Raw genomic sequence first — 24,124 nt, forward strand, 5'->3', positions numbered from 1 at the left:
CTGTTTTTGTCCTGGAAACTGAGTATCCGGCATTCAAACAGCTGTTTTTGCCTTGGAAACTGAGTATCCGGAGATATAGTAAAGGTAGAAGACGAAGAAAAATATTTCGGATGTAATTTTTTCTTGAAAAAAACACATAAACAGGTCCATTATTCAAAATGATTATCGTATATTTATGCCCGAATAGCGATCAATGAACTATTATGATGTAAAATTTTAAAAAAAGGAGACGAAATGAAAACACTGCATGTTTACAACGTTGCCCGCTTGCAACAGATGGAATTGATTCCGATGTTACGTGAAACGGTGTCCGACACCGAGAAGAAAGCAGCCGTGCTGCTGGGAACCGATGCGCCGCTGAAACGGTATCTGTATAACGTGAAAGACGGGATCGACCCGTTCGAAGTCGTTACCCGTAATCCGCAAAAAGACCCGTACACAGAGGTGCTGAACGAAAAAGACCGCTTGCGCGATGTGGCCGTGAGCCGCTTCGGGCGTAAGCTGCAATACTATGAATATTCCGAAAAAGAGGCCGAACGGAAAGCCTTCGATGCGCTCAACGCGCTTTGGGCACACCACCGCAGCCTGCCCCGGCTCAATGTGAAGAAGCAGACGGGAGCCACGGACAACTTCCTGAACGACCTGACGAAGGAACCGTATGCCGCGGCCATCTCGACGCTCGGCATGCAGTCCGAAGTCGATGCCGTACGCGCCACGAACGACGATTACCGCGCGGCAGCGGCCGACCGTCGGGCAGCCAACGCCGAGCAACCCGTGGCAGATATCAAAGCGATGCGTCGTACGCTCGTGGCCGACTATACGACGCTCTGTAACTACATCGTCACCATGGCCAACGCCTATCCCGACGATGCGGCGTGGGACGAGCTGCTGACGGCCATCAACGTCATACGCAAACGCTATGCCGACCTGCTCGCGCGCCGCGCCGGCACGAAGAAAGACGAGCAGCCGTAAGAAAAAAACGACCGCAAGCGACGGGGCGGGGGAGTGCCCGCTCCGTATGGAAGGTGAATGAACGCATGGAGGCCGGATTGAAATATCAATTTTCGATCCGGCCTCTTAGTTCGCCCTTTCAGGGCTTTTGAAGCGTTCAGCGTTCAGTCTTTCGGGTGTTGATTCGTTGAGTTGTTTAATTATTGAGTTATCAGTCAGCGGTCAGCCAACAGCATTCAGTTCGTAATTCGTAATTCTTATTAGCGGTCAGTATTCAGTATTCAGCCAACATTTCAACACCTCAACACCTCAACAATTCAACAATTCAACAACTAAACGCCCGGAAGGCAATACCCCCCCCGACCATACAGCTCTGCTTTCGGGAAGACGAAATATGCCCGGAATGTATTTTTTCTGTTTTCGCTCCCGTAAAGTATCAAGGAATTAAAAGAAAATGTTATTTTTGTGCCTCGAACGTAAAGAACAATCAAATTAATGAATTACAATACACAGATATGGATGCTAAAATTCAGGAACTGACCGACAAAATTTATCGGGAAGGCGTGGAAAAAGGGAACGAAGAGGCCGGCCGTATCATTGCGGAAGCGAAGGCAGAAGAACAGAACATGTTGCGCAATGCCCGCAAAGAGGCGGAAGAGATCGTAGCCCAAGCCCGGAAAGAGGCGGCCGAATGGAAGAAAAACACAGAATCGGAACTGAAAATGTTCGCGTCGCAGGCTGTGGAAGCTTTAAAAAGTGAAGTCACGAATCTGATTACCGGTAAAGTGGTTGCCGATAACGTGAAAGCCGCATCGTCCGATGCCGAGTTTATGAAGAAAATGATGCTCGATATTGCGCGGGAATGGGCTAAAAACGGGGCTATCTCGATTCAGACATCCGATGCGCAGGCACTGACTTCGTACTTCCAAGCCAACGCCGTCGATCTGCTGAATAAAGGGGTCACCATCGAAGAAGTGAACGGACGGAAGGCTTCCTTCTCCATCGCTCCGGCCGATGGTTCGTATAAGATCAGTTTTGGAGAAGAGGAATTTATCGCCTATTTCAAGGAGTTTTTGCGCCCTCAACTCATTGACATCCTGTTCTGATGAGCAAATATTACTACTTAATCGCCGGGCTGCCCGATATCGCGCTCGATGATGGAAAGCGCACGTATACGGTGGCCGATTTCAAGCACGAAGTAATGCCGATGCTGTCGGCAGGCGACCAAAAACGGTTCGCTTATTTTTTTCTCCAATACGATAACCGGAACGTTTTGTCGTTTCTTCAAAAGAAAGAAATACCGTGGGACGAACGGGGAAATATCCCCTACGAAGCCATTGAGCAGCTTTATCAGGCTTTGAGAGAAGATGAAGCGCCTCCGCGGCATACTGCCGTTCCTGCATATATCCGGGAATTTATGAAAGAATACCTGGTGGCGATGGAAAAAGGCGAAACGTCCGAAGTCCCGTGGGAAGACAGGCTTTCGGCACGTTATTACCAGTATGCGATGGAGGTGAAAAACGATTTTATGGCACAATGGTTCGAGTTGAACCTGAATATCGGCAATATCTTGGCTGCGCTTAACTGCCGTAAATACGATCTGGACAGGAAACGGTTCTTAGTTGGCGAAAATGAAGTAGCCGAAGCATTGCGCACCTCCAATGCTCGCGACTTCGGGTTAAGTGAGACACTCGACTATCTCCCGGAGTTGCTTCGTATAGCTGAAGAGACGGATTTGCTTATGCGTGAAAAAAAGATCGATCTCTTGAAATGGAATTGGCTCGAAGAACATACATTTTTTAAGACGTTCGATTTCGAGAGCGTCTTTGCTTACCTGCTACGGATTGAGATGATCGAACGCTGGACAGCACTCGATAAAGTGTCTGGCGAGCAGACTTTCCGCAGGATGGTGGGGGCCATGAAACAAGAAAGCGCGGGAGTGCTGGAGGAATTTAAAAGAAATAATACAAAATAAGATATGACTACGAAAGGTATTGTAAGGGGAATCGTATCGAACCTGGTGACTGTCGAAGTTGAAGGGGCTGTTTCCCAGAATGAGATCTGTTATATCACCGTCGGAGGTGTGAGACTGATGTCCGAGGTAATTAAGGTAATCGGAAAAAATGCGTATGTGCAGGTGTTTGAAAGCACGCGCGGTATGAAGGTCGGCGATGAGGCCGAGTTTATGGGGCACATGCTCGAGGTAACGCTGGGGCCCGGTATGCTCTCGCGCAACTATGACGGATTGCAGAACGACCTCGACAAGATGACCGGGGTGTTCCTCAAACGAGGCGAATACACGTATCCGCTGAATGATGAGCGGCTTTGGGATTTTAAACCCCTTGCGCAAGCCGGCGATATGGTAGAGGCCGGTTCGTGGCTCGGCGAAGTAGATGAAAACTCGCAGCCGCACCGTATCATGGTGCCGTTCACCTTCGAAGGAAAATATAAAGTGAAATCCGTAGTTGCCGAAGGACAATATCCGGTAACGCATACGATTGCGGTTGTGACTGACGAAGCCGGTCAAGATCATGATATCACGATGATACAGAAATGGCCGGTGAAGAAGCCGATCGTTTGTTATAAAGAAAAGCCGCGCCCCTATAAGCTGCTTGAGACCGGCGTGCGTATCATCGATACGGTGAATCCGATCGTCGAAGGCGGTACGGGCTTTATCCCCGGCCCGTTCGGTACGGGAAAAACCGTGTTGCAGCATGCCATATCGAAGCAGGCCGAAGCCGATATTGTGATTATTGCAGCCTGTGGCGAACGTGCCAACGAAGTAGTCGAAATCTTTGTCGAATTCCCGGAACTGATCGATCCCCATACGGGGCGCAAGTTGATGGAACGTACAATTATTATCGCGAACACCTCGAACATGCCTGTCGCCGCACGTGAAGCCTCCGTTTATACGGCTATGACGATTGCCGAATATTACCGTTGCATGGGACTGAAAGTGTTGCTTATGGCAGACTCTACGTCGCGATGGGCGCAGGCGCTGCGTGAGATGTCGAACCGCTTGGAAGAACTTCCCGGACCCGATGCTTTCCCGATGGACTTGTCGGCCATCGTGGCCAACTTCTACGCACGCGCCGGAATGGTGGTGCTGAATAATAACCAAACCGGCTCCGTAACCTTTATCGGAACCGTATCGCCCGCCGGAGGTAACCTGAAAGAGCCGGTGACGGAAAATACGAAGAAAGTAGCCCGTTGCTTTTATGCTCTCGAGCAGGCGCGTGCCGACCGTAAACGTTACCCGGCCGTTAACCCGATCGACAGTTATTCGAAATATCTCGAATATCCCGAGTTTGACGAATATATCTCGAAGCATATTTCGGACGACTGGATCGGCATGGTCAATGAAGTAAAAACGCGTATGTTGCGTGGAAAAGAAATCTCGGAACAGATCGATATTCTCGGTGATGACGGGGTTCCGGTCGATTATCACGTGACTTTCTGGAAATCGGAGCTGATCGACTTCGTCATCCTGCAACAGGATGCTTTCGATGCGATAGACTCCGTATGTCCGCTCGAACGGCAGGAATATATGTTGAAAAGAGTCATCAATATCTGTCGCACCGACTTCGCTTTTGAAGACTTTCTGCACGTTTCCGAATATTTCAAACGGATGATTAACCTCTTTAAGCAGATGAACTATTCGGAATATAAGAGCGATAAGTTCTTCGAATACGACAGGCAGATAGAGGCATTGGTCGATGAAAAAAATAAAAAATAATCCATTATGGCAACAAAAGCATTTCAAAAGATATTTACGAAAATCACACAGATAACCAAAGCTACCTGCTCCCTGAAAGCTACAGGCGTAGGGTATGACGAACTGGCTACGGTCGACGGAAAATTAGCACAGGTCGTAAAAATCGTTGGTGACGAAGTGACCTTGCAGGTGTTTTCCGGAACCGAAGGCATCCGGACGAATGCCGAAGTCGTATTTATGGGTAAAGCTCCTTCGCTGAAAGTGGGTGACCAGTTGGCCGGACGCTTTTTCAACGCATACGGAGATCCGGTAGACGGCGGCCCTGTACCCGAAGGACGTGAAGTCGAGATTGGCGGTCCTTCGGTGAATCCCGTTCGACGCAAGCAACCTTCAGAGTTGATTGCTACCGGTATTGCGGGTATCGACCTGAACAATACGCTCGTAACCGGGCAGAAGATACCGTTCTTTGCCGACCCCGACCAGCCCTTCAATCAGGTGATGGCGATGGTTGCCTTGCGTGCCCAGTCCGATAAAATTGTGCTGGGAGGCATGGGGATGACAAACGACGATTACTTGTTCTTTAAGAATACGTTTAGCAATGCCGGAGCGCTCGACCGTATCGTCAGCTTCATCAATACGACGGAAGATCCTTCGGTAGAACGCATTCTGGTGCCTGATATGGCACTGACGGCGGCCGAATATTTCGCGGTCGAAAAGAATGAAAAAGTGTTGGTTTTGCTGACCGACATGACGAACTATGCCGATGCGCTTTCCATCGTATCGAACCGTATGGACCAGATTCCGTCGAAAGACTCCATGCCGGGATCGCTCTACTCCGACCTGGCGAAAATTTACGAAAAGGCGGTGCAGTTTCCCGAAGGAGGATCCATTACGATCATTGCCGTAACGACCCTTTCGGGGGGCGATATTACGCACGCTGTGCCCGACAACACCGGATACATCACCGAAGGACAGCTTTATCTGCGTCGTGACAGCGATGTGGGTAAGGTCATCGTCGATCCGTTCCGTTCACTGTCGCGTCTGAAACAGCTTGTGACCGGTAAGAAGACACGCGAAGATCATCCGCAGGTGATGAATGCCGCCGTACGTCTCTATGCCGATGCCGCCGACGCCAAAACGAAGATGGAGAACGGATTCGATCTGACCGATTACGACGAACGCGCGTTGGCTTTCGCCAAGGACTATTCGGAGAGATTGCTGGCCATCGACGTGAATCTCGATACGACGGAAATGTTGGATGTGGCATGGACACTGTTTGCCAAGCACTTCAAACAGACGGAAGTCAACATCAAACAGGAGCTGGTAGATAAGTATTGGAGCGATGCTCATTGAGGCTTCGCACAGGAGATGAACGGAAAACGATATGGCGATTAAATTTCAATATAACAAGACTTCGCTTCATGCGCTCGATAAACAGCTGAAGATGCGTGAACGCGCACTCCCTACCATAAAAAGTAAGGAAAGTGCGTTGCGTATGGAAGTGAAGCGAACGAAAGATGAAGTCGCGGCGCTGGAAGACCGTTTGGAAAAGGAAATCCGCACGTACGACTTCATGATGGCGCTTTGGAACGAGTTCAGACCGGAGCTGATTTCGGTGAAGGACGTCAAGCTTTCTTCCAGAAAAATCGCCGGTGTGTTGGTACCTGTGTTGGATGAGATCGAATTCGAGACGGCGCGGTACAGCTTGTTTAACATGCCGTCGTGGTTTGCTGATGGGATCGAACTGTTGAAAACGCTGGCTACGACCGGCATCGAAGTAGAGTTTACGAATCTTAAACTGAGTATGCTCGAACGTGCCCGGCGTAAGACGACACAGAAACTGAATTTGTTTGAAAAGGTACAGATCCCCGGATATAAGGATGCCATCCGGAAGATCAAACGGTTTATGGAAGACGAGGAAAGTCTTTCCAAATCATCGCAGAAAATTATGCGTAACAATCAGGAAAAGCGGAACGCGAAAAAAGAAGAGGAGGTCGAAGCATGATCGTAAAAATGAGCAAATACGCCTTTATGGTGTATCATAAAGAATACGATGTATTTCTCGAGCGACTTCGTGAAATGGGCGTGGTGCATATTCAGGAAACTCGTTCGGAGAAAGACGATGAAGGCTTGCAGCAGTTGCTGGCCGAACGGAAACGCTTGCAGAACGAACTGCGCTATCTGACGCGTGTGCAGGAAGACCGGCTCGCGAAGCTCAAAGATGAGGCCAAGAACGCGAAAAGCAAGGTGAAACCGGAGCTGAATATCGCACCGGAACGGCCGCTTACGATGGAGGAGGGGCGAGCCTTGCTCGAACGTATTGAAACGCTGCGTAACCTGATCGAAAAAGAACAGGCTGTCGAGCAGGTTCTGGAAAAGGATATCGCTGCGATGTCGGTCTGGGGCGAGTTTGACTATGCCAGCCTTGACCGGCTGCGTGGTGCAGGTTACGAAGTGACGTTTTTCTCGTGTCCGGCGTCACGTTACGATACCGCTTGGGCGGAGGCTTATAACGCGATACCGATCAATGTGGCGCAGTCGGCCGCGTATTTCGTGACGATTACGCCTGTCGGAACCGTGTTGGAGATCGATGCCGAACGGGTGAAGATGCCTGAAAAAGGGTTGAAGACTTTGCGCGAGGAACTTCAGGAGCAGCGAAAGAAAAAAGCGGAGCTGAATGAGGAGATACTCCAAATTGCTATTAACGACTACAAAACACTGCAGGCGTACGACCGTTTGCTGTCCAACGAATATGCATGGGACAATGCCAAGGTACAGACGAACCGTGAAGCCGACGACCGGCTGATGCTACTCGAAGGCTGGATACCGACCGCTCAGGAACAGAGGCTTGAGAACGAGTTGGATAGGAATGGCTACTATTTCCGGAAATTGGAAATACAGGATGAAGATAATATTCCGGTAGAGTTGAAGAATAACCGTTTCAATCGACTCTTCGAGCCGATCACCAAACTGTATTCGTTACCTAATTCGAAAGAGTTTGATTCGACTCCGTTTTTCGCTCCTTTCTTTATGCTCTTTTTCGGCATTTGTTTTGGAGACGGAGGATACGGACTATTGTTGATCATATTTGGTACGCTGATGAAATTCAGAGCTAAAGAGAGGATGAAGCCGATTCTTTCACTCATGCAGTATTTCGGCCTCGCAACGTTGGTTATCGGAACATTGTCAGGTACATTCTTCGGTGTCAATTTGGGACAGATCGATGCACTTGTATCTATAAGGAAATATTTCCTGTCGAGCGAAAATATTATGACGCTATCGATTATTATCGGTTTTTTCCATGTCTTGTATGGGAAATTTATTGCTGCTCTGAAGGTTAAAGTGCAGCGTGGATTTAAGTATAGCCTCTCTGGGTTCGCATGGGTCTTTTTGATTTTGGCGTTGGCTTGTGTGGTCGGATTGCCGATGATGAATGTTCAATTACCGAAAATTATAGTTTATATATTGTATGGTATTGCCGGTGCAGGAGCATTTATCGTATTTTTCTATAACTCGCCGGGCAAAAATATTTTGCTGAATTTTGGATCGGGATTGTGGACGACGTATAATACAGCCTCCGGTTTGTTGGGGGATACCTTATCGTATATTCGTCTGTATGCGATCGGGCTGACTGGCTCTTTGCTGGGCGGAGTATTTAATATGATGGCAATTGATATGACGAGCAGCATGTCCATCTATATCCGCTGGCTACCTATGTTGCTGATCTTGTTGTTCGGCCACGCACTGAACATTGGACTGAGTTTGATCAGCTCGTTGGTACATCCGATGCGTCTGATTTACGTCGAATATTACAAAAACTCGGAATTTGAAGGAGGGGGTAATGCTTATACTCCATTTAAGAAATTATAAATTATAAAAAAATAAAATCATTAAAAAAAATTAGAATTATGGGACCAGTTTTATTAGCTTATGTGGGAGTTGCACTGATGGTCGGTTTAAGTGGAATCGGCAGTGCATATGGATTGACGATTTGTGGCAATGCGGTTGTCGGAGCGATGAAGAAAGCACCTGAAAAAATGGGTACGTATATTGCGTTGAGTGCTTTGCCCAGTTCGCAGGGATTGTACGGATTCGTCGCATATATGATGATGCAGTCCTTTTTGATACCTTCCATGCCGTGGGTTGCTGCTGCCGGAGTGTTTGGTGCCGGACTCATTATGGGTTTTGCCGGACTTTTCTCGGCCATCCGCCAGGGACAGGTATGTGCTAGCGGTATCGCCGCCACAGGTGCGGGACACAATGTGTTTGCCGCAACGATGGTTATGGCCGTATTCCCGGAATTATATGCTATCTTGGCATTAGTTGTATCGATCTTGATCTCGTTTACTTTCCCAGCGGCAGTTGTATAATCAATAAATACATGAGAGAGGGAAAGTGTTATGGGCTTTCCCGAATCGGAAAGGGGTATTTGTCCAAGTTCGGTGTTTTCTCCTGACTTGGACAAATCTTTTATAGCTCTATATGAGTTCTAATACAAAAAGAAAACGAATCAATAAAGCGTCAAAAACATCTTATGAATGAACTTTATGTTGTATCTTTGCGCCTTTGTTAAGAAGAACAGCTATGAATTATAAACTTTTATCGATTTTGAGCCTGATAATGATGCTGGGGGCATGTGGTACGCCTCGAAATGTCGCATATTTTCAGGGAATAGATGAGTTGACAGCTAAGCAGCGGGAGTTGATGACGCAGACGTACAATCCGAAAATCTGTGCGGATGACTTACTAACTATTAATGTGTCGTCAAAAGATCCCACGGTTGCTGCTCCCTATAATCCTCCCGCATACAGTTATTATACACAGGGAGAACAACAAGTGAATACGTCGACTGTACAAAACGTCTATACGTATTTGGTCGATAAAGAAGGATATATCGTTTTTCCGGAGTTAGGGCGTGTCCGTCTGGCTGGTCTGACGCTTTACGAAGCAAACGAAAAATTGCAGGAAATGATCCGAGAAAGTCTTCCGGAAGTGCTTGTCAATGTACAGATCGTTAATTTCAAGGTGGCTATTATGGGAGAAGTCAGCCGGACCAATGTCTATACGATCAAGAATAATCGGGTATCGATTTTAGACTTGATTGCCATGGCAGGCGATTTAACGATTAACGCTCAACGTGAGAATATCCTTCTGATACGGGATAATAACGGTGAAAAAGAGATTATACGTCTGGATATTACCGATCCGAATATTTTTGCCTCACCTTATTTCTACCTGCAACAGAATGATGTTGTTTACGTAGAGCCGAATAAGGCAAAGAAACGGAATGCCAATTTTAGTTCGGCACAGCAATATACGTTGACGATGTTTTCTACCATACTTACCGCCGTGTCGGTTATTACCACTATTATAGTTGCTCTTAGAAAATAAACGAATTTATGGAAAATAACGATGAAGTAATCGGACTGAAAGGCATCATTGTACGTTACCTCCGTCATTGGAAATTATTCCTGATTGTCTTTCTTCTTTCTTTTATCCCTGCGATCCTGTATTTGGTCTTTTATCCGCGTACGTATGAATTTAAGACGCGCATTCAAATACAGGAGGATCAATCTCTGGGCGGGGCGAATCTGGCTATGGGCGAAGCGGCCGGATTGATGAAATCGTTCGGTATCGGTGGGGGATCGGCCGGGAGTATCAGCATTGATGATGAAATGTCGATCCTCTCGTCTAATCAGCTCTTTTGTAAGATGATTCTCGATATGGGGTTATATGTGGAATATACGAAACCGTATTCTTTTTATAAGATGTACGGTGACGCACCGCTTGTACTTACCCCCGACTCGGCAACACTGGCCGCTCTGGACGATGAATATCTTTTTTCCGTATCGGTTAAGCCCGCTAAGATTAAAGTAAAAGCTGCGAGTAACACGGATAGCCGGAAGTTTACATTTACATCGCTCCCGGCAGAAATAACCCTCGGAAAGAATAAGTTCGTACTCGATTTTAAGGATGCAAAAGAAAAAGAACAATCTTTCAGTCTGAAAATACGTTGTGTGCCTCCCAGTTGGTTGGCTGAAGAGATGATCGACGGATTCCTTGTGGAAGATTATTCGAAGACTTCGAACATTATTGAAATTACCTGTCAGGATCATGAAAAAGAACGTGGAAAAGACATGTTGAGTACCTTGATTCATGAATACAATAAAGATGCCAGATCATTCAAGCAAACGGAAAATATGAAGCTTCTGACGTTTATCGACGGTCGGATTCATAATATCATGGCCGAATTGCAACAAGTCGAAGCTAATATCGAAGGGTATAAGACGAAAAACAGAATGACGCTTCTGGAGTCTGATGTGATGTTTTATGCCGAACAGATGAGGGAGCTACAGGTGAAGATCATTGAAGTGGAGGCTGAATCGCAAGTTATAAAGATGATGGACGATTATATCAAAAATCCGAATAATAAGTATAATGTGATTCCTTCACTGCTGTCTGCCGATGGTGAAAAAGGAGGGGCCATAGCCGTATATAATGAAGCCATCGTGGAACGTAATCGTCTGTTGAAGAATTCGAATGAAAAGAACCCTGCTTTTCGAAGCGTGAGCGATCAGGTGGATAAACTGCGTGAAGGCGTGTATCAAATGATCGACAATTCGAAAAAAGGCTATCAGATCGTTTTACAGGACTTAAAGGGCAAAGAGAAGCAACTGCTTGACAAAATGCGCAGTATACCTTTGCTGGAGCGGGAATATGTAGATTTTAAGCGTCAACAGGAAATTCTTCAGGGTGTATATTTAATTCTTTTGCAAAAGCGGGAGGAGATAGAGCTGACTATTGGGCAACAAACCGACCGTGCTCGGATAGTTGATAAAGCGTATATGTTGCAGAAATCGGTGGGCCCTCGCAAATTGTATGCTGCGATTGCGATGCTGGTTTTGACCTTGATCATCCCCGTAGTTTGGATAGAGTGCCGCGATATATATGCTTCCATAAAGGAAGAATATCAGCGTGGAGACAAGAGGGATAAATGATGGGGTGAGCAATGAAGCAAAGAAGTGGGCTCGTAGGGCTTTTATTTGCTGCTTTTCTTCTGAATAGCTGTCATACGACGTATGTCGATATCGAGGAATCGATGGCGCATATTGCTGTGATTTCTCATGCGGGAGGCCCGTATGGCCCCCCGAATAGCCTGAAAGCAATTGACGGCTCGATTGAAGCCGGAGTTGATGCGATAGAAATAGATATCCAAATGTCGAAAGATGGAGCATTAGTTGTTTTTCATGATGAATCAATCGACCGTTTGACCAATGGTTCGGGCAAGATCAGAGAGATGACTTTGGATGAGATTCGACAGCACTCTCTGAAAGACGTAGGTCGTTCTTTTTCAATAGAAAAAATCCCGACACTCGAAGCCGTTCTCGATAGCGTTGATAAGAGAATTCCTTTGATTCTGGATGTAAAAGACTATGAGAATCCAAAGTTGCCCTTCAAACTGGCCGAGATGATCCGAGAAAAGGACTTGTATAAGCATGTGGTAGTTATTTCATTCGGTTACAACTGTCTTAAAGCGATTCATGAGGTCGATTCGGCTATTACCTGCCAATATCTCTTGAACAGGAAAGAGCAGTTGGATGATTTGCTGGAAAACAAATTTATTTCGACCATTTTGATCGACTACAATTCGTTTGATGCTGAAATGGTTCGTAAGATACATCAAAAGAGGAAGAAGATTATCACATATACATTGAACTCGCAGAAAACCATTCCGGCCTGTTTATATTCTATTGTGGACGGTATTATTACGGATGATCCTGAACTATGGATGGGAATCCGAATGAGAAATATGTTGTACTACAAAACTACGGAATGAGTTTGTTAAGAGATTTCTTCAAATCATCAAGTCTTTATTTCCTAGGTAATGTGTTGACAAAACTCATTGGTTTTGTGATGCTACCCATCTTTACCGAATACCTTACTCCTAATGAATATGGATATTATGATGTAGCGAATACATATCTCAATTTGGTTATTTCGTTTTTATTTCTCGATATCTATGTGGGTATTATGCGTTTTATCTACGATCAGAAGGAAACGGAAACAGCCTATAGACCCATCTTTAACGGCTTTTTGATTTTCATGGTATCGTTAGTCCTATACACCTTAATTTCTTGGGGGGTATGGCTTGTTAATGATATTCCGTATTTTATGTATATCTATGGTTATGGTGTCTGTGTGGTTTTCAATAACCTATATGGATATATGGCTCGTGCATTTAAGAAGAATCTCTTATTTGCCGGGTCGGGTATTATAGCTACATTGATTACTGCGGCGATTAATTTCATAGGGTTAAAATATTTTCATGCGAACATAGAAATTTTGTATGTCGCCTCGATCGTGGGACTGCTTTCTCAGATTAGCGTGATAGAGTGTTACGTGCCCGTACTTCGAAAACTTACATTTTCTCTCTATGACCGGAAATTGTTACTCCGTCTGTATAAATTTTCGTTACCGTTATGTCTTAATTCTTTGGCTTTCTGGTTTCTTACTGGCTATGGGAATGTGATGATTTCAAGGTTATTGGGATTAGAGCAAAATGGAATTTACTCGATTGCGATCAAATTTGCGCTTGTCATTAATCTGGTTTCCATGTGTTTTAATATGGCATGGCAGGAAGTTTCTTTCGAAAGAGGAAATGATGACCGCATTTCTTTGGGCATTTTCTACAGCAAAGCGATTAACCTGCTGATTTCTTTTTTGTGTATCGGAACCCTTTGCTTGATCCATTTTTCTCATATTGTATTTCCATATATGGTCGATACCCAATATGCTGAGGCTTTTTTTATTATCCCGTTGGCGATCCTTTCGGCTGGCATTGCAGTGGTAAGTAGTTTTATGGGACAAATCTATGCCGCGCTGAAAAAAACGGATGTGATTATGTATTCGACTGTTACGGCAGCCATTGTAAATATGATATGTATGCCTTTATTTATTTCCCGATGGGGGACTAGCGGTGCTATCCTGTCGTTAATTCTTAGTTATTTGGTGAATGTAATCATGCGGCTTTTCTGGATACGAAGTATGGTGCGTATACGCCTCAATTATGTATTTCTTGTTGTCTTTTCCGTTGCGTTGTTCGTTTCGGGATATATTTATTATCAGGGAGAAATGATGACCAACATCTTGGGGATTATTTTCTTTTTCTGTTTGGGAGTGATCTATCAAAGAGATTTTCTGTACACACTGTATCGCAAGATTTATGGGCGTACTAAATGAAAGAAAGGGTATGACGGACATTTCAAAGATAAATGCCGAAGGCACGCAGCTTAGGAAGCATCAACTTAAAATGCTGGAGATGCTGAAATATGTCGATGGGCTATGTCGGAAGCATGATATTCCCTATTATTTATCGGGAGGAACCTTGTTAGGAGCCGTGAGGCATCAGGGCTTTATTCCGTGGGATGATGATCTGGATATCATCTTGATGAAAAAAGATTTTCGACGCCTATTAAACGTATTACGTCATGAACCTTCTGATGACTATGTACTCCAATGTCATCAGACGGATCCGTATTATGTATCATCCTATGCTAAATTGCGCAGGAAGAACTCTTTTATACAAGAAAAAGGAGGTACACATGAATCTTATTATCGGTATAGAGGCATATATATAGATATTTTTTATTTGGAACCTGCTCAGCCTTTTTTTATTTGGTTATCAAGTCATTTGCAGAATTTGTTGATGTCCGTTGCCAAGTGGTCTCCGGCTGTGAAAATAAAACGGATTACCGTTCATCTCATTTATTTTTTGTTGTATCGAATTTTTTTCCCTGTCTTTGCTTGCTTTTCTTATTTGTGGGATAAAGAGAGCCTTGGTTATCCTTTGGGGTTCTTTTTCTATACTCAATTTAAACGTGAGTGGTATGCTGATTCTCAGAAACTTCTTTTTGAACAAGAGTTGTTTTCTTGCCCGATGAATTCAGATGCCGTTTTGAGGGCGCAATATGGAGCATATGAGATTCTTCCTAAAATAGATGCCATAGAACCTCATATTATATCTATCTCGTTTGATGCAGAAGAGCCTCCCTCTTCAGCAACGGTTTAGGCTTTGCTTAATTTTTTTAAGTGTAATTTCGTCGATAAATAAATGAATCGAGTCGATCTTGTCTTTAATAAGATATTGAATATCTTTTGATTAAATGTTAGTCCGAAATTCTTCTTTAAAGCATATCTGATTAAAGGATCATTGGCTATTTTGGCGAATTCTATATACATCTCTTTTCGGGGTAAATGAGACTGAGCTACGATTTGCTTACAAAATACTCGGGCGCAGGAAAGTAAGTTGTTGTTTAATCCGATCTCTCCCCTTTGATAATGGTCTTCTGCTAATACGTTTATCTTGTTTAAGGCTGCTTGATAAAAAACTTTAAAATGCTCAAAACGATCTTTTCGATAAGTGGTTGTTAATGAGTTGTTGTTCTCACAATAGAAATATAATGCTCGAGGTACGAAGCTAATACGTTTGCAAACCAATAAAAAGTCGATATTGAAAATGACGTCTTCAGAAATATATTGACGTTCGGAATAGAATCGAAGTTTTTTTTCTCTAAGTACGGCCGAAGAATAAATCGAAGTCCAAGAGGAGTTCGGGAAGCTTTCATATCGAAGCGTAGAGGTGGGAGCTCCCAATGTAAGTAATAAGAAGTCCGTTATTTCTTCCGATGAAGCCAGGCTCTTTGTTTGCAGGAGCGGATGGACTATATCTTTAATCATCCCATTGCTCTTAACCCGTTTATATCCACAGAAACAAATATCAGATGATTGCTTTTTCGCTTTTGTGTATAAAGCCTCGAACATCGAAATATCCACATAGTCATCCGAATCGACAAATGCAAGATATTCCCCTTGAGCAATATCGATTCCGCTGTTTCGTGCGAAGCCAAGTCCTTCATTTTGTTTGTGGATCACTTTAATACGTTTATCTCTCCGGGCATACTCGTCACACATTGACGGAGAGCAATCAGGTGAACCGTCATCAACGAGAATAATTTCAATGTTTTCTAACGTTTGTCCCAAGAGTGATTGGATACATCGGTCTAAGTATTGTTCTGTTTTATAGACTGGAACGATAATGCTTACAGCAGGGGTATTCATGGCCGTTTATTTATTTGTTTATATTCGTCTTTAAGCGGATTGGTTCTACATTGAGGACTGATTCCCCATGATCTTTACATAAACCTCAAACGTTTGCCGGGCAATATGCTCCCAATTGTAAGGGCTTAGATCATAGGTGTGAAAGACCGGGTTGCCTAATTTCTTTTCAATGGCTTCGCTTAGTGAAGGGACGCAATGCTTACTATAATGGAAGTAGCAATCGGCAGGGAGGTCGACAGCCTTATTGGCGGGTATATCGCTGACTAACACAGGGGTCTGATAACTCATCGCCTCTAATAGCGTAAAAGGCAGTCCTTCGTGCGATGATGGAAGTACAAATAGTGCGGCATGCGCATACAATTGTTGTAAAGGAGCGCCTTTAATCATACCTGTCAGAATAACATCATGTTTTTTAGCGATAGCCTTCAGGGACTTTGAATAATGGTTTTCGTGATCGGCATCTCCCGCAATCACCAACTGATAATCCTTGGCATAGGTCGTTTTTGCATAGGCTAGAATGAGTTTGTCAAAATTTTTTTCTTCCACAAAACGTCCGACAGCTAAAAGGTATTTTTTCGGCTTTAAACCCAATTGATGAATGTAATCGGTTTCATCGACGGGAGTGGTCGGTGGATTTACCCCGTTGTATATCAGGTGAGTATCCTTCCTATGATACTTCGTTTTGAGTAGGTTTTGAATGACCGTCGAAATGACGATTACTTCATCGGCCCATCGGGCTACACAGAACTCCCCAAACCGTAAAACGAACTTAGCCAATCGTCCCCATTTCCTGCGATCATAATCGGGGCCATGGTGGGTTGCAACTACCTTGATCCCGAGCAGTTTGGCAAAAGGAATGGCAATCGAGGGCCCAATCGCCTGAAAATGGATGATATCGGCTTTGGCCCGAAAGGCATACCAGACGCTTCTGAACGTATGAACAGCAGCTTCCAGCCCTTGTTTTTTAGGTGTATTCAGATTTTTGAATTTTACACCTTCATAAACGGTAAGGGGAGAAGCCTCTCTAACGAAAGGCTTCCGTCTGGTAACCGTCATGTCACATCCCAATTTGACCAACCGGGGACATAACTCTTCGCAATGGGTCTCGACTCCTCCCTGTATGCGGGGAAATCCTCTCAGCCCGGTGACAACAATCTTCATGATCTCAGATCGCCTTGTGTTGGGTCTTGTCCCACATCATACCATTTACGTTCCAAGCAAAGAGGTTGGTTAAGAAGACTCCGTACTTTATTCTTCAGCATCCATTTAAGCGGATGACGAATATACTTTTTCATCACAGGGGACGCTGTCCCAACCATCCAACAGTTTTTCGGACAACTGCGTACCTGAGCTCTTACTCTCTCTGCTTGCTCGCTTTCCCATATCTCTTTGAAGGAAGAAGCTTGCCGGATATTTCCCATGCTTTCCATCCAATATCGTTTTTCCAAGCCGTTACATGGATACACTTCGCCGTACGGGTCTACAAAGAAGTTGACTAAGCCTGCTTCGCAAGGCAACATTCTTCGGTTTCCTTCAATATAGTTTATCAACCCGTTGTTGAAAAAGGCACGCGCCCACGATTTCGGATGATTTTCTTTTAATTGCATAGCAATTAGCTCTTCGAAATCAGCGATTACTTTTTCCTTATTCGTGATCTGGTTGTCGTATTTATGAAAATAGTAGGAGTTGTGAAACGCAGCCGTAGCAAATTCCATACCCAAACTCTTGGACAAGCGGTAGAGAGAAAGCATATCGGCCGAATTGTTGTTGCTGACCGTGCAGCCGAATCCGATGTCCTTCACTCCCATTTCTTTTAATAAAAGTAAGGTACGAAGACCGCGGTCAAATCCTCCGGATTTTCCACGCAATTCGTCATTTTTCTGAGATAGACCTTCAATGCTGATCCGGATTCCGATATGAGGATACTTTTTAGCCAGATCGATGATTCGATCTTCAAACCAGCCGGATGTTGAGATAACAACTCGCGGCGACTTTGTGAATAAGACTTTGACAATCGCTTCGAGATCTTGTCTGACAAACGGTTCGCCTCCAGTGATATTTACAAATTTTACATGGGGCAGAATCTCTAATTCTTCCGGTTGAATCTCTTTTTTTGCTTCTGTCGGATTGTTCCAAATGTCGCACATTTTACAACGCATCGGACAACGATAGGTCGTGATAATGCACATGTCTGTGGGGGGATGTATCTTAGTAGCCATAAATTTTCATTAGTTTTACATAAAACGTTTCGGAAGAAAATTTATTTTGTGCGTCAATCGCTATTTTTTCAAAGGAATAATTTACAGTGAAATGCCCAAAGCAATCGATAATCTTGGCATGCAGTTCTTTGGTGTCGCCGGGGGCAAATAAATATCCGTTTATTCCGACATCAATCAGTTCGGGTATGCCGCCTATTGCTGTCCCTAAAACAGGCGTCCCCAAGCAAAGCGATTCGATTGCGCCATACGGGTTATTCTCGTAACAAAGTGATGGAATGACTGAGAAGCGTGCCTGCTGTATGATGGGGAGTAGCTCGTCTTGTGGCAGATACCCTAAAAATTCGATATGATCCGAGGCATATGTTCTACGGAGATCTTCTAATAATGGCCCTCCCCCGATCACTTTTAACGGATAGGGTAGATCTTTTGCCGCTTCAAGCAGGGTGCTGACTCCTTTTTCCGTTGAGAGGCGGCCGGCGTAGCAATAGTAGTCTTTTTTTTCGTAACAGGGACGTACTTGCTTATACATGAAATTGTGCAAGACTTCTATTTGAGTGTCCCGATAACCTGCCGAAACCATTTTTTCCTTTAAAAAAGAGCTCGGACTGATAAAACGATCTGTGATGTGTTCCAGCTTGGTGCGATTCCAATGTACGGCTTCCATCCATGCCAACAGACTGGCTACACGACTGTTCTTCATACAGCGCAGCCTAAAGACGTGGGTTTTGTTTTTGAAACAAAGTTCGCAGGGCTTGTTATCTCGTAAGCATAGATAAGTAGGACAAATTAATTTATAATCGTGCATCGTCCAGATCACACGAATGCCTCTCCGATGAGCTATCTGCGCAATTACGGGAGATAAGTATGAATGAATATTGTGCAGATGTACGACATCGGGTTGGAAGTCAGAGAGGAGCCGATTGAATTTTTTGACGACTTCGGTATCTGAAAAGACGCGCTTGACGGCTTTTAATTTATTGACAATGCCTGCCGTAGAGAAACTCACTTCTTCAGGAAAATACTCTTCCCACGATGTCGGCAGATTTTCGGCATAACGCATGCTGAATACGGCTACTTCATGCCCGTGTTTCTTTAATAACCCTTCTGTAGTCAGTACGGCCGTGCAGTCTCCTCCCCTGAAATAGTAGAATTTATTCACTAAAAGTATCCGTGCCATATTATTTTATTTTTTCAGGGTCCGACATGTTCAACTTATACTTGATGTCTGAAAAGATCAGTCCCAACAACATCATCATAAAAAAACCTCTGTTGTGGGTCAAAGTCGCATCCGAAATCGATTCAATTAAAAAGAATGCGATAATGATGATTGCCATGACCGCTTCTTTCTGACATCCTTTACGAAAGGAGACAATCGCTTTATGAGTTAAGTAATACCAAAACAGAAAAAAAAGAAACAATCCGACAATGCCGAATTGTGCTAATGCCGGATAATAGGTGTCGGCGATAAAGCTCGGACTGGCTTCTGTCAGACCATGCATACGTTCCATATTATACTTCGTATAGATCGGCGAGTAATATTCCCCTGAAGCATATGTCCCGTAAGAAGCAAAGCCTGAACCGAATGGTATATAGTCTCTGAAGATTCGTAATGAGAAATAGTAAAGGGCCATGCGGGCGTATAAATCTTCTACCCCTCTTCCGCCTCCAAAACCTCCGGTAATGAAATAAAGCTCGATCTTGTCTTTGGCTACGATAGCGGTTGCTACGATGGCAAAAAGTAGGAAGATGGTGTTCTTCGCATTGAACTTCATTTCAAACGACTTATTGATGTAAAGCATCATAAGCGTACATAGTGCTAAGAAACCGAAGAGCTTGGAACGTCCGGAAAATAAACCGACGGATAAGAGAAGAATAAAAATCAGTTTGTCTCTTGAAGTATAATTACTGAAATAAACATAACATAACGATAGAACAGAGGCCGCAGTCGCATACCGAGACTCGTGTGATAGAAACAATCGCATAAAGTCTTTGATAAACAGATCGCCGATCCCTATCAGTAGGAGATAAAGACTGAATAAAAGAGCCAACTGCCGTATAATCTTTTTCTGATTCGCATTCAGTACAGGCCTCATCGAGTAAACACAGAAGAAGGCCAGATAAGGCTTGATCTGTATGACGAAATCCATCAGAATGGCTCGAGGACTATTGGAGCCAATATATAACGAGTAGACCAGATAGAACAGAAATATCCCTAAGATGAGAAGGAACATTTTATCAAATGCCCAATCCTTGGAGCGGAGAACATTTATTCCGAACAAAATAAATAAAAGAAGTGCGCATATCTCATCAATATAGCTGAATCCTGCCATATTGAAAAGATCGTAGAAGATCACGCCTAAGACGAGCGTGAACATCGTTAGTCTAAAGAAGTTCTTATTTATAAAGTCTTGCTGCATACGGTAATTTACTATGTTGTTTGGTTGGGATATTTTACGGATGATGCCGTTTCCGTTTCTATACGCTCTTCCCAAAGAGGCTCTTCGGAGAGAAGTTCGTCCGAGGGTGCCTGTGTTGTTTTTGTGAGGCATTTATTCTGCCTCAGATTGCCTGCCAAGAGACCGAGAAACATCATCATAAAGTATCCTTTATGGCTGGTGAATAATGAGTCCGAAATGTTTCCGATGAATAAGATGCAGGCCGTGATCAGCACCGTGACAAATAGCTGAATATCTCCGTGCCGTTTGTATTTCCATAAAGAGAGGCAGACGATAAATGTCCAGAAAAGCAGGAATAGGACGATGCCCGTAACGCCAAACTGTACCAGCGAAGGGTAATATGTGTCACAAACGGAGTGCCATGCGTGCGGAGCCAGTCCCGAAACGGTATGAACGCCGTATTCGGCATAGAGGGGGGAATAATACAACCCGGAAGCATACGTCGCAAAGCTTGCCAATCCGCTTCCGAATAGGGGGAAGTCTCGCCATACCTTCAGTGCTGCTTGGTATAAGATGGCTTGTGGGTCCAAAGCCGAGAGACTGCCTCCCTGTGCGTCTGACGGTGAAAGGTAGCTTGCGATCTGTATGTAGAAGATGTATGTCGCGATCCATACGACAACCCCTGTCGCAATTCCCGTCCTTATCCAAGAGTTCAAAATGCTGCGGTGGTTGAAGTAGAGAACGATACCGCATATCAGGAGGAAAAGACCGATGAATCGGGGCGAGGCCAGCATGGAGGCTGAGAGCATGACCAGGAACGTCCGCCGTGCTATTGTCGAAAAGTCGCTGCAATACAGATAAACGAGCGAGAGAGAGGAGACCACTGCCACAAAATTCTCCGGTCGATTCATGACAGACCGGTAAATATCGGGCAGATACAATCCGTAGGCTCCGATAGGGAGAAAGAGCAGCCAGAGCAGCAGGCATAACCGTGCCATTTGTTGTTTCTGCACGTCTGAGAGGGACGGGGCCAATTGCGAAACGATGAAAAAAGTAGCGTAAGGTCTTAGTTGTATCAGGAAATCGAGCAGAATCGCTTGACTTGTGTTGTGCGAGAGATAAAAAGAATAGCCTGCATCAAGCATAAATACGGCCGGGATAATCAATACCGCAGGATGGAAATTCCGATTCTTTGTCCTGTAAAGGAAAATGACGTATGCAATCAGCAGCAGCACTCCTGAAAGCTCGTCCGTGAATCTCAATTCTGCCATATGATACAGTGACACTCCGAAAAACAACGTAAACGCAAACAGGTAGAAAAAATAATGATGCGTAATATTTCGTATAATACGTTCAACCTCCATGCCGATCCTTTCATTGGGTCGCAAAAATACGATGTTTTTTTCTAAATACTGAGAAAACAGCATGGAAAAAGGGGCAATCCTGAAAAAAAGCACTACTTTTACGCCCGTTTACAAAAAATGAAAAAAGCATGAAGATTGCAATCGTTGGTACGGGATACGTCGGCCTGGTGACCGGCACCTGTTTTGCGGAGATGGGCATGGAGGTCTATTGTGTGGATATTGATTGTCATAAGATTGAGAACCTGAAGAACGGAGTCGTCCCGATCTATGAGCCCGGGCTGGAGGAGCTGGTCGTCCGTAACCACGAAGTAGGACGTTTACATTTTACAACTGAACTGAGGGAGGTGCTCGATGAGGTCGAAATTGTGTTCAGCGCTGTCGGTACCCCGCCCGACGAAGATGGCAGCGCCGACTTGAAACACGTGCTGGATGTGGCGCGAACCATCGGACAGACCATGACGAAATACCTGCTGGTCGTAACGAAAAGTACCGTACCTGTCGGAACGGCACAAAAGATCAAGCAAACGATTATCGACGAACAGGCCAAGCGCGGCGTTTCGATCGACTTCGATATCGCTTCCAATCCGGAATTCCTGAAAGAGGGCGCTGCTGTTAAGGATTTTATGCACCCCGACCGTATCGTTGTGGGGATAGAGTCGGACCGGGCAAAAAAGCTGATGGAAAAGCTCTATCATCCTTTTATGTTGAACAACTTCCGCATCATCTACATGGATGTACCGTCGGCCGAAATGACGAAATACGCGGCCAATGCGATGTTGGCCACACGCATCAGTTTTATGAACGATATCGCCAACCTCTGTGAAATCATTGGTGCCGATGTAAATATGGTTCGTAAAGGGATCGGTGCCGATACGCGGATCGGTAGCAGTTTTCTTTATGCCGGCTGCGGTTATGGCGGTTCGTGTTTCCCCAAAGATGTAAAGGCTTTGATCCATACGGCCGAAGAGCATCATTATCCGATGCGCATCTTGCAGGCCGTCGAGGCAGTGAATGAACATCAGAAAACAATTTTATTTCGTAAGCTCGAACAGCATTATCAGGGCGATTTGGCCGGTAGGAATGTCGCTATGTGGGGACTGGCGTTTAAACCTGAAACGGACGACATGCGTGAGGCACCTTCGCTTGTGCTGATCGATCTGTTGCTCAACGCCGGATGCCGCGTGACGGCTTACGATCCTGTCGCTATCCCGGAAGCTAAACGCCGTATCGGTGACCGGATTCATTATGCGAAAGATATTTATGAGGCAGTGACTGATGCCGATGTGTTGATGATTGTGACGGAATGGAAAGAGTTCCGTTTGCCTTCGTGGCCTAAAATCAAACAACAGATGAAGACGCCGTTGATTTTAGACGGACGCAATATTTACAATATTCATGAAATCGAAGAGGCAGGGTTTACGTACCACTGCATCGGTCGATAAAATCGAGTAGAAGAGCATGGGACGAATCATTGAAATATGCGCGAATTCGGCGCAGAGTTGTGTCGAGGCTGAAGCCGGAGGTGCGCGTCGCGTGGAGTTGTGTGCCGCTATTCCTGAAGGTGGAACGACTCCGAGCTATGGTGAGATACGGGCGGCGCAAGCGCTGACTTCGCAAATCGATATCAACGTCATTATTCGACCGCGTGGGGGCGATTTCCTTTATACGCCGGCCGAGGTGCAGGCTATGCTGTATGATATTGAGATGGCCAAACAGCTGAATGTACACGGAGTTGTGTTCGGCTGTCTGACCAAAACAGGAGATATCGATGTCCCCTTGATGAAGTGCCTGATGGAGGCTGCTAAACCGCTTTCCGTCACGTGCCATCGGGCATTCGACGTGTGCCGCGATCCGTTTGTGGCGCTTGAGCAACTGATTGAGCTGGGATGTGACCGTATCCTGACGTCGGGCCAACAGCCTGATGCGGTGAGTGGCATTCCGATGATTCGCGAGTTGGTGCAACGTGCTGCCGGACGTATCATCATCATGCCGGGTTGTGGGGTGCGCGAGCATAACATTGCCCAAATAGAGGCCGAAACAGGTGCAACGGAGTTTCATACCTCGGCGCGCAGCACGGTGTACAGCTCCATGGACTATCGTAAAGAAAGGGTGCCCATGGGCAGTAGCGCTGTTACATCCGAATTTGAAACGGTGCAGACCGATCGCCGCAAAGTAGCGTTGTATATCTGATTTTGTTTGTCCGTATAAAAGTGCGTATGCTTTTGCCGGGCTGTGTAAACCGATTCGGCATTTGGGATAACAACAACCCGAAAGTACCCGTAGAGCTGTTTTTGCTCTGGAAACTGAGTATCCGGCATTCAAACAGCTGTTTTTGCTCTGGAAACTGAGTATCCGGCGTTC

21 protein-coding genes are annotated in these 24,124 nt (G+C 45.2%); 15 read left to right on the forward strand and 6 right to left on the reverse strand.

The window, feature by feature from the left end; translation table 11 throughout:
* Positions 1-234 precede the first annotated feature (234 nt).
* The 13 genes from Q4A89_RS08255 to Q4A89_RS08315 all read left to right on the forward strand — a co-directional run bounded on the left by Q4A89_RS08255 (position 235) and on the right by Q4A89_RS08315 (position 14,735).
* Positions 235-972 carry a DUF6261 family protein gene (locus Q4A89_RS08255; protein WP_303184833.1) on the forward strand — a complete coding sequence of 246 codons (738 nt, stop codon included), beginning with the start codon at positions 235-237 and terminating at the stop codon, positions 970-972.
* Positions 973-1,466: 494 nt separating this feature from the next.
* Entirely contained in the window at positions 1,467-2,057 is a 591-nt protein-coding gene (locus Q4A89_RS08260; protein ID WP_303184834.1) for a hypothetical protein, read from the forward strand.
* A complete protein-coding gene (locus Q4A89_RS08265) occupies positions 2,057-2,926 on the forward strand; it encodes a DUF2764 family protein (protein WP_303184835.1) in 870 nt (289 codons plus the stop codon). Before Q4A89_RS08260 ends, Q4A89_RS08265 begins: the two co-directional genes overlap by 1 nt.
* A 3-nt stretch (positions 2,927-2,929) precedes the next feature.
* Complete coding sequence (locus tag Q4A89_RS08270; protein ID WP_303184836.1) at positions 2,930-4,687, forward strand: V-type ATP synthase subunit A; 1,758 nt, start codon at positions 2,930-2,932, stop codon at positions 4,685-4,687.
* A gap of 6 nt (positions 4,688-4,693) precedes the next feature.
* Positions 4,694-6,019, forward strand: coding sequence for a V-type ATP synthase subunit B (locus Q4A89_RS08275; RefSeq protein ID WP_303184837.1), 1,326 nt, complete (start codon positions 4,694-4,696; stop codon positions 6,017-6,019).
* A gap of 31 nt (positions 6,020-6,050) precedes the next feature.
* Positions 6,051-6,671, forward strand: coding sequence for a V-type ATP synthase subunit D (locus Q4A89_RS08280; RefSeq protein WP_303184838.1), 621 nt, complete (start codon positions 6,051-6,053; stop codon positions 6,669-6,671).
* On the forward strand, positions 6,668-8,536 hold the full coding sequence (locus Q4A89_RS08285; RefSeq protein ID WP_303184839.1) for a V-type ATP synthase subunit I: 1,869 nt from the start codon (positions 6,668-6,670) through the stop codon (positions 8,534-8,536). The genes Q4A89_RS08280 and Q4A89_RS08285 overlap by 4 nt, the downstream gene beginning before the upstream one ends.
* A 38-nt stretch (positions 8,537-8,574) precedes the next feature.
* Entirely contained in the window at positions 8,575-9,036 is a 462-nt protein-coding gene (locus Q4A89_RS08290; protein WP_303184840.1) for an ATPase, read from the forward strand.
* Between the two features lie 214 nt (positions 9,037-9,250).
* On the forward strand, positions 9,251-10,057 hold the full coding sequence (locus Q4A89_RS08295; RefSeq protein WP_303184842.1) for a polysaccharide biosynthesis/export family protein: 807 nt from the start codon (positions 9,251-9,253) through the stop codon (positions 10,055-10,057).
* Positions 10,058-10,065: 8 nt separating this feature from the next.
* Positions 10,066-11,664, forward strand: coding sequence for a tyrosine protein kinase (locus Q4A89_RS08300; protein ID WP_303184843.1), 1,599 nt, complete (start codon positions 10,066-10,068; stop codon positions 11,662-11,664).
* Between the two features lie 11 nt (positions 11,665-11,675).
* Complete coding sequence (locus Q4A89_RS08305) at positions 11,676-12,503, forward strand: glycerophosphodiester phosphodiesterase family protein (protein ID WP_303184844.1); 828 nt, start codon at positions 11,676-11,678, stop codon at positions 12,501-12,503.
* Positions 12,500-13,906 (forward strand): lipopolysaccharide biosynthesis protein, encoded by a 1,407-nt coding sequence (locus Q4A89_RS08310; protein WP_303184845.1) that lies wholly within the window; start codon positions 12,500-12,502, stop codon positions 13,904-13,906. The genes Q4A89_RS08305 and Q4A89_RS08310 overlap by 4 nt, the downstream gene beginning before the upstream one ends.
* A gap of 10 nt (positions 13,907-13,916) precedes the next feature.
* Complete coding sequence (locus Q4A89_RS08315) at positions 13,917-14,735, forward strand: phosphorylcholine transferase LicD (protein ID WP_303184847.1); 819 nt, start codon at positions 13,917-13,919, stop codon at positions 14,733-14,735.
* Here Q4A89_RS08315 and Q4A89_RS08320 read toward each other — a convergent pair.
* The 6 genes from Q4A89_RS08320 to Q4A89_RS08345 all read right to left on the reverse strand — a co-directional run bounded on the left by Q4A89_RS08320 (position 14,732) and on the right by Q4A89_RS08345 (position 21,670).
* Positions 14,732-15,784, reverse strand: a complete 1,053-nt coding sequence (locus Q4A89_RS08320; protein ID WP_303184848.1) for a glycosyltransferase — start codon at positions 15,782-15,784, stop codon at positions 14,732-14,734. The two genes, Q4A89_RS08315 and Q4A89_RS08320, sit on opposite strands and share 4 nt — an antisense overlap.
* Positions 15,785-15,829: 45 nt before the next feature.
* The gene (locus Q4A89_RS08325; protein ID WP_303184849.1) at positions 15,830-16,945 is read right to left on the reverse strand and encodes a glycosyltransferase family 4 protein; all 1,116 of its coding nucleotides are present in this window, start codon (positions 16,943-16,945) and stop codon (positions 15,830-15,832) included.
* A complete protein-coding gene (locus Q4A89_RS08330; RefSeq protein WP_303184850.1) occupies positions 16,942-18,003 on the reverse strand; it encodes a radical SAM protein in 1,062 nt (353 codons plus the stop codon). Before Q4A89_RS08330 ends, Q4A89_RS08325 begins: the two co-directional genes overlap by 4 nt.
* Positions 17,993-19,180, reverse strand: coding sequence for a glycosyltransferase (locus tag Q4A89_RS08335; protein ID WP_303184852.1), 1,188 nt, complete (start codon positions 19,178-19,180; stop codon positions 17,993-17,995). The genes Q4A89_RS08330 and Q4A89_RS08335 overlap by 11 nt, the downstream gene beginning before the upstream one ends.
* 1 nt (position 19,181) lies before the next feature.
* On the reverse strand, positions 19,182-20,234 hold the full coding sequence (locus Q4A89_RS08340) for an O-antigen ligase domain-containing protein (RefSeq protein ID WP_303184854.1): 1,053 nt from the start codon (positions 20,232-20,234) through the stop codon (positions 19,182-19,184).
* 197 nt (positions 20,235-20,431) lie between these two features.
* Entirely contained in the window at positions 20,432-21,670 is a 1,239-nt protein-coding gene (locus Q4A89_RS08345) for an O-antigen ligase (protein WP_303184855.1), read from the reverse strand.
* Positions 21,671-21,891: 221 nt separating this feature from the next.
* Between Q4A89_RS08345 and Q4A89_RS08350 the strand changes: the two genes are divergently transcribed.
* Positions 21,892-23,205: a UDP-glucose/GDP-mannose dehydrogenase family protein gene (locus tag Q4A89_RS08350; RefSeq protein WP_303184857.1), complete on the forward strand. Its 1,314-nt coding sequence runs from the start codon at positions 21,892-21,894 to the stop codon at positions 23,203-23,205.
* A 16-nt stretch (positions 23,206-23,221) separates the two neighbouring features.
* Entirely contained in the window at positions 23,222-23,953 is a 732-nt protein-coding gene (locus tag Q4A89_RS08355; RefSeq protein ID WP_303184858.1) for a copper homeostasis protein CutC, read from the forward strand.
* Positions 23,954-24,124: the final 171 nt, after the last annotated feature.

Origin of the sequence: Tannerella sp. (assembly GCF_030528505.1) — a bacterium.
Taxonomy (GTDB): Bacteria; Bacteroidota; Bacteroidia; order Bacteroidales; family Tannerellaceae; genus Tannerella.

Excerpts from the sequence above, each read along its gene's own strand:
- Q4A89_RS08270 (WP_303184836.1), top strand. The coding sequence starts at position 2,930 with ATGACTACGAAAGGTATTGTAAGGGGAATCGTATCGAACCTGGTGACT.
- Q4A89_RS08335 (WP_303184852.1), bottom strand. The coding sequence starts at position 19,180 with ATGGCACGGATACTTTTAGTGAATAAATTCTACTATTTCAGGGGAGGA.
- Q4A89_RS08290 (WP_303184840.1), top strand. The coding sequence starts at position 8,575 with ATGGGACCAGTTTTATTAGCTTATGTGGGAGTTGCACTGATGGTCGGT.
- Q4A89_RS08310 (WP_303184845.1), top strand. The coding sequence starts at position 12,500 with ATGAGTTTGTTAAGAGATTTCTTCAAATCATCAAGTCTTTATTTCCTA.
- Q4A89_RS08355 (WP_303184858.1), top strand. The coding sequence starts at position 23,222 with ATGGGACGAATCATTGAAATATGCGCGAATTCGGCGCAGAGTTGTGTC.
- Q4A89_RS08260 (WP_303184834.1), top strand. The coding sequence starts at position 1,467 with ATGGATGCTAAAATTCAGGAACTGACCGACAAAATTTATCGGGAAGGC.
- Q4A89_RS08305 (WP_303184844.1), top strand. The coding sequence starts at position 11,676 with ATGAAGCAAAGAAGTGGGCTCGTAGGGCTTTTATTTGCTGCTTTTCTT.
- Q4A89_RS08285 (WP_303184839.1), top strand. The coding sequence starts at position 6,668 with ATGATCGTAAAAATGAGCAAATACGCCTTTATGGTGTATCATAAAGAA.
- Q4A89_RS08330 (WP_303184850.1), bottom strand. The coding sequence starts at position 18,003 with ATGGCTACTAAGATACATCCCCCCACAGACATGTGCATTATCACGACC.
- Q4A89_RS08350 (WP_303184857.1), top strand. The coding sequence starts at position 21,892 with ATGAAGATTGCAATCGTTGGTACGGGATACGTCGGCCTGGTGACCGGC.
- Q4A89_RS08320 (WP_303184848.1), bottom strand. The coding sequence starts at position 15,784 with ATGAATACCCCTGCTGTAAGCATTATCGTTCCAGTCTATAAAACAGAA.
- Q4A89_RS08280 (WP_303184838.1), top strand. The coding sequence starts at position 6,051 with ATGGCGATTAAATTTCAATATAACAAGACTTCGCTTCATGCGCTCGAT.
- Q4A89_RS08300 (WP_303184843.1), top strand. The coding sequence starts at position 10,066 with ATGGAAAATAACGATGAAGTAATCGGACTGAAAGGCATCATTGTACGT.
- Q4A89_RS08255 (WP_303184833.1), top strand. The coding sequence starts at position 235 with ATGAAAACACTGCATGTTTACAACGTTGCCCGCTTGCAACAGATGGAA.
- Q4A89_RS08325 (WP_303184849.1), bottom strand. The coding sequence starts at position 16,945 with ATGAAGATTGTTGTCACCGGGCTGAGAGGATTTCCCCGCATACAGGGA.
- Q4A89_RS08295 (WP_303184842.1), top strand. The coding sequence starts at position 9,251 with ATGAATTATAAACTTTTATCGATTTTGAGCCTGATAATGATGCTGGGG.
- Q4A89_RS08265 (WP_303184835.1), top strand. The coding sequence starts at position 2,057 with ATGAGCAAATATTACTACTTAATCGCCGGGCTGCCCGATATCGCGCTC.
- Q4A89_RS08275 (WP_303184837.1), top strand. The coding sequence starts at position 4,694 with ATGGCAACAAAAGCATTTCAAAAGATATTTACGAAAATCACACAGATA.
- Q4A89_RS08340 (WP_303184854.1), bottom strand. The coding sequence starts at position 20,234 with ATGTTCCTTCTCATCTTAGGGATATTTCTGTTCTATCTGGTCTACTCG.
- Q4A89_RS08315 (WP_303184847.1), top strand. The coding sequence starts at position 13,917 with ATGACGGACATTTCAAAGATAAATGCCGAAGGCACGCAGCTTAGGAAG.
- Q4A89_RS08345 (WP_303184855.1), bottom strand. The coding sequence starts at position 21,670 with ATGGCAGAATTGAGATTCACGGACGAGCTTTCAGGAGTGCTGCTGCTG.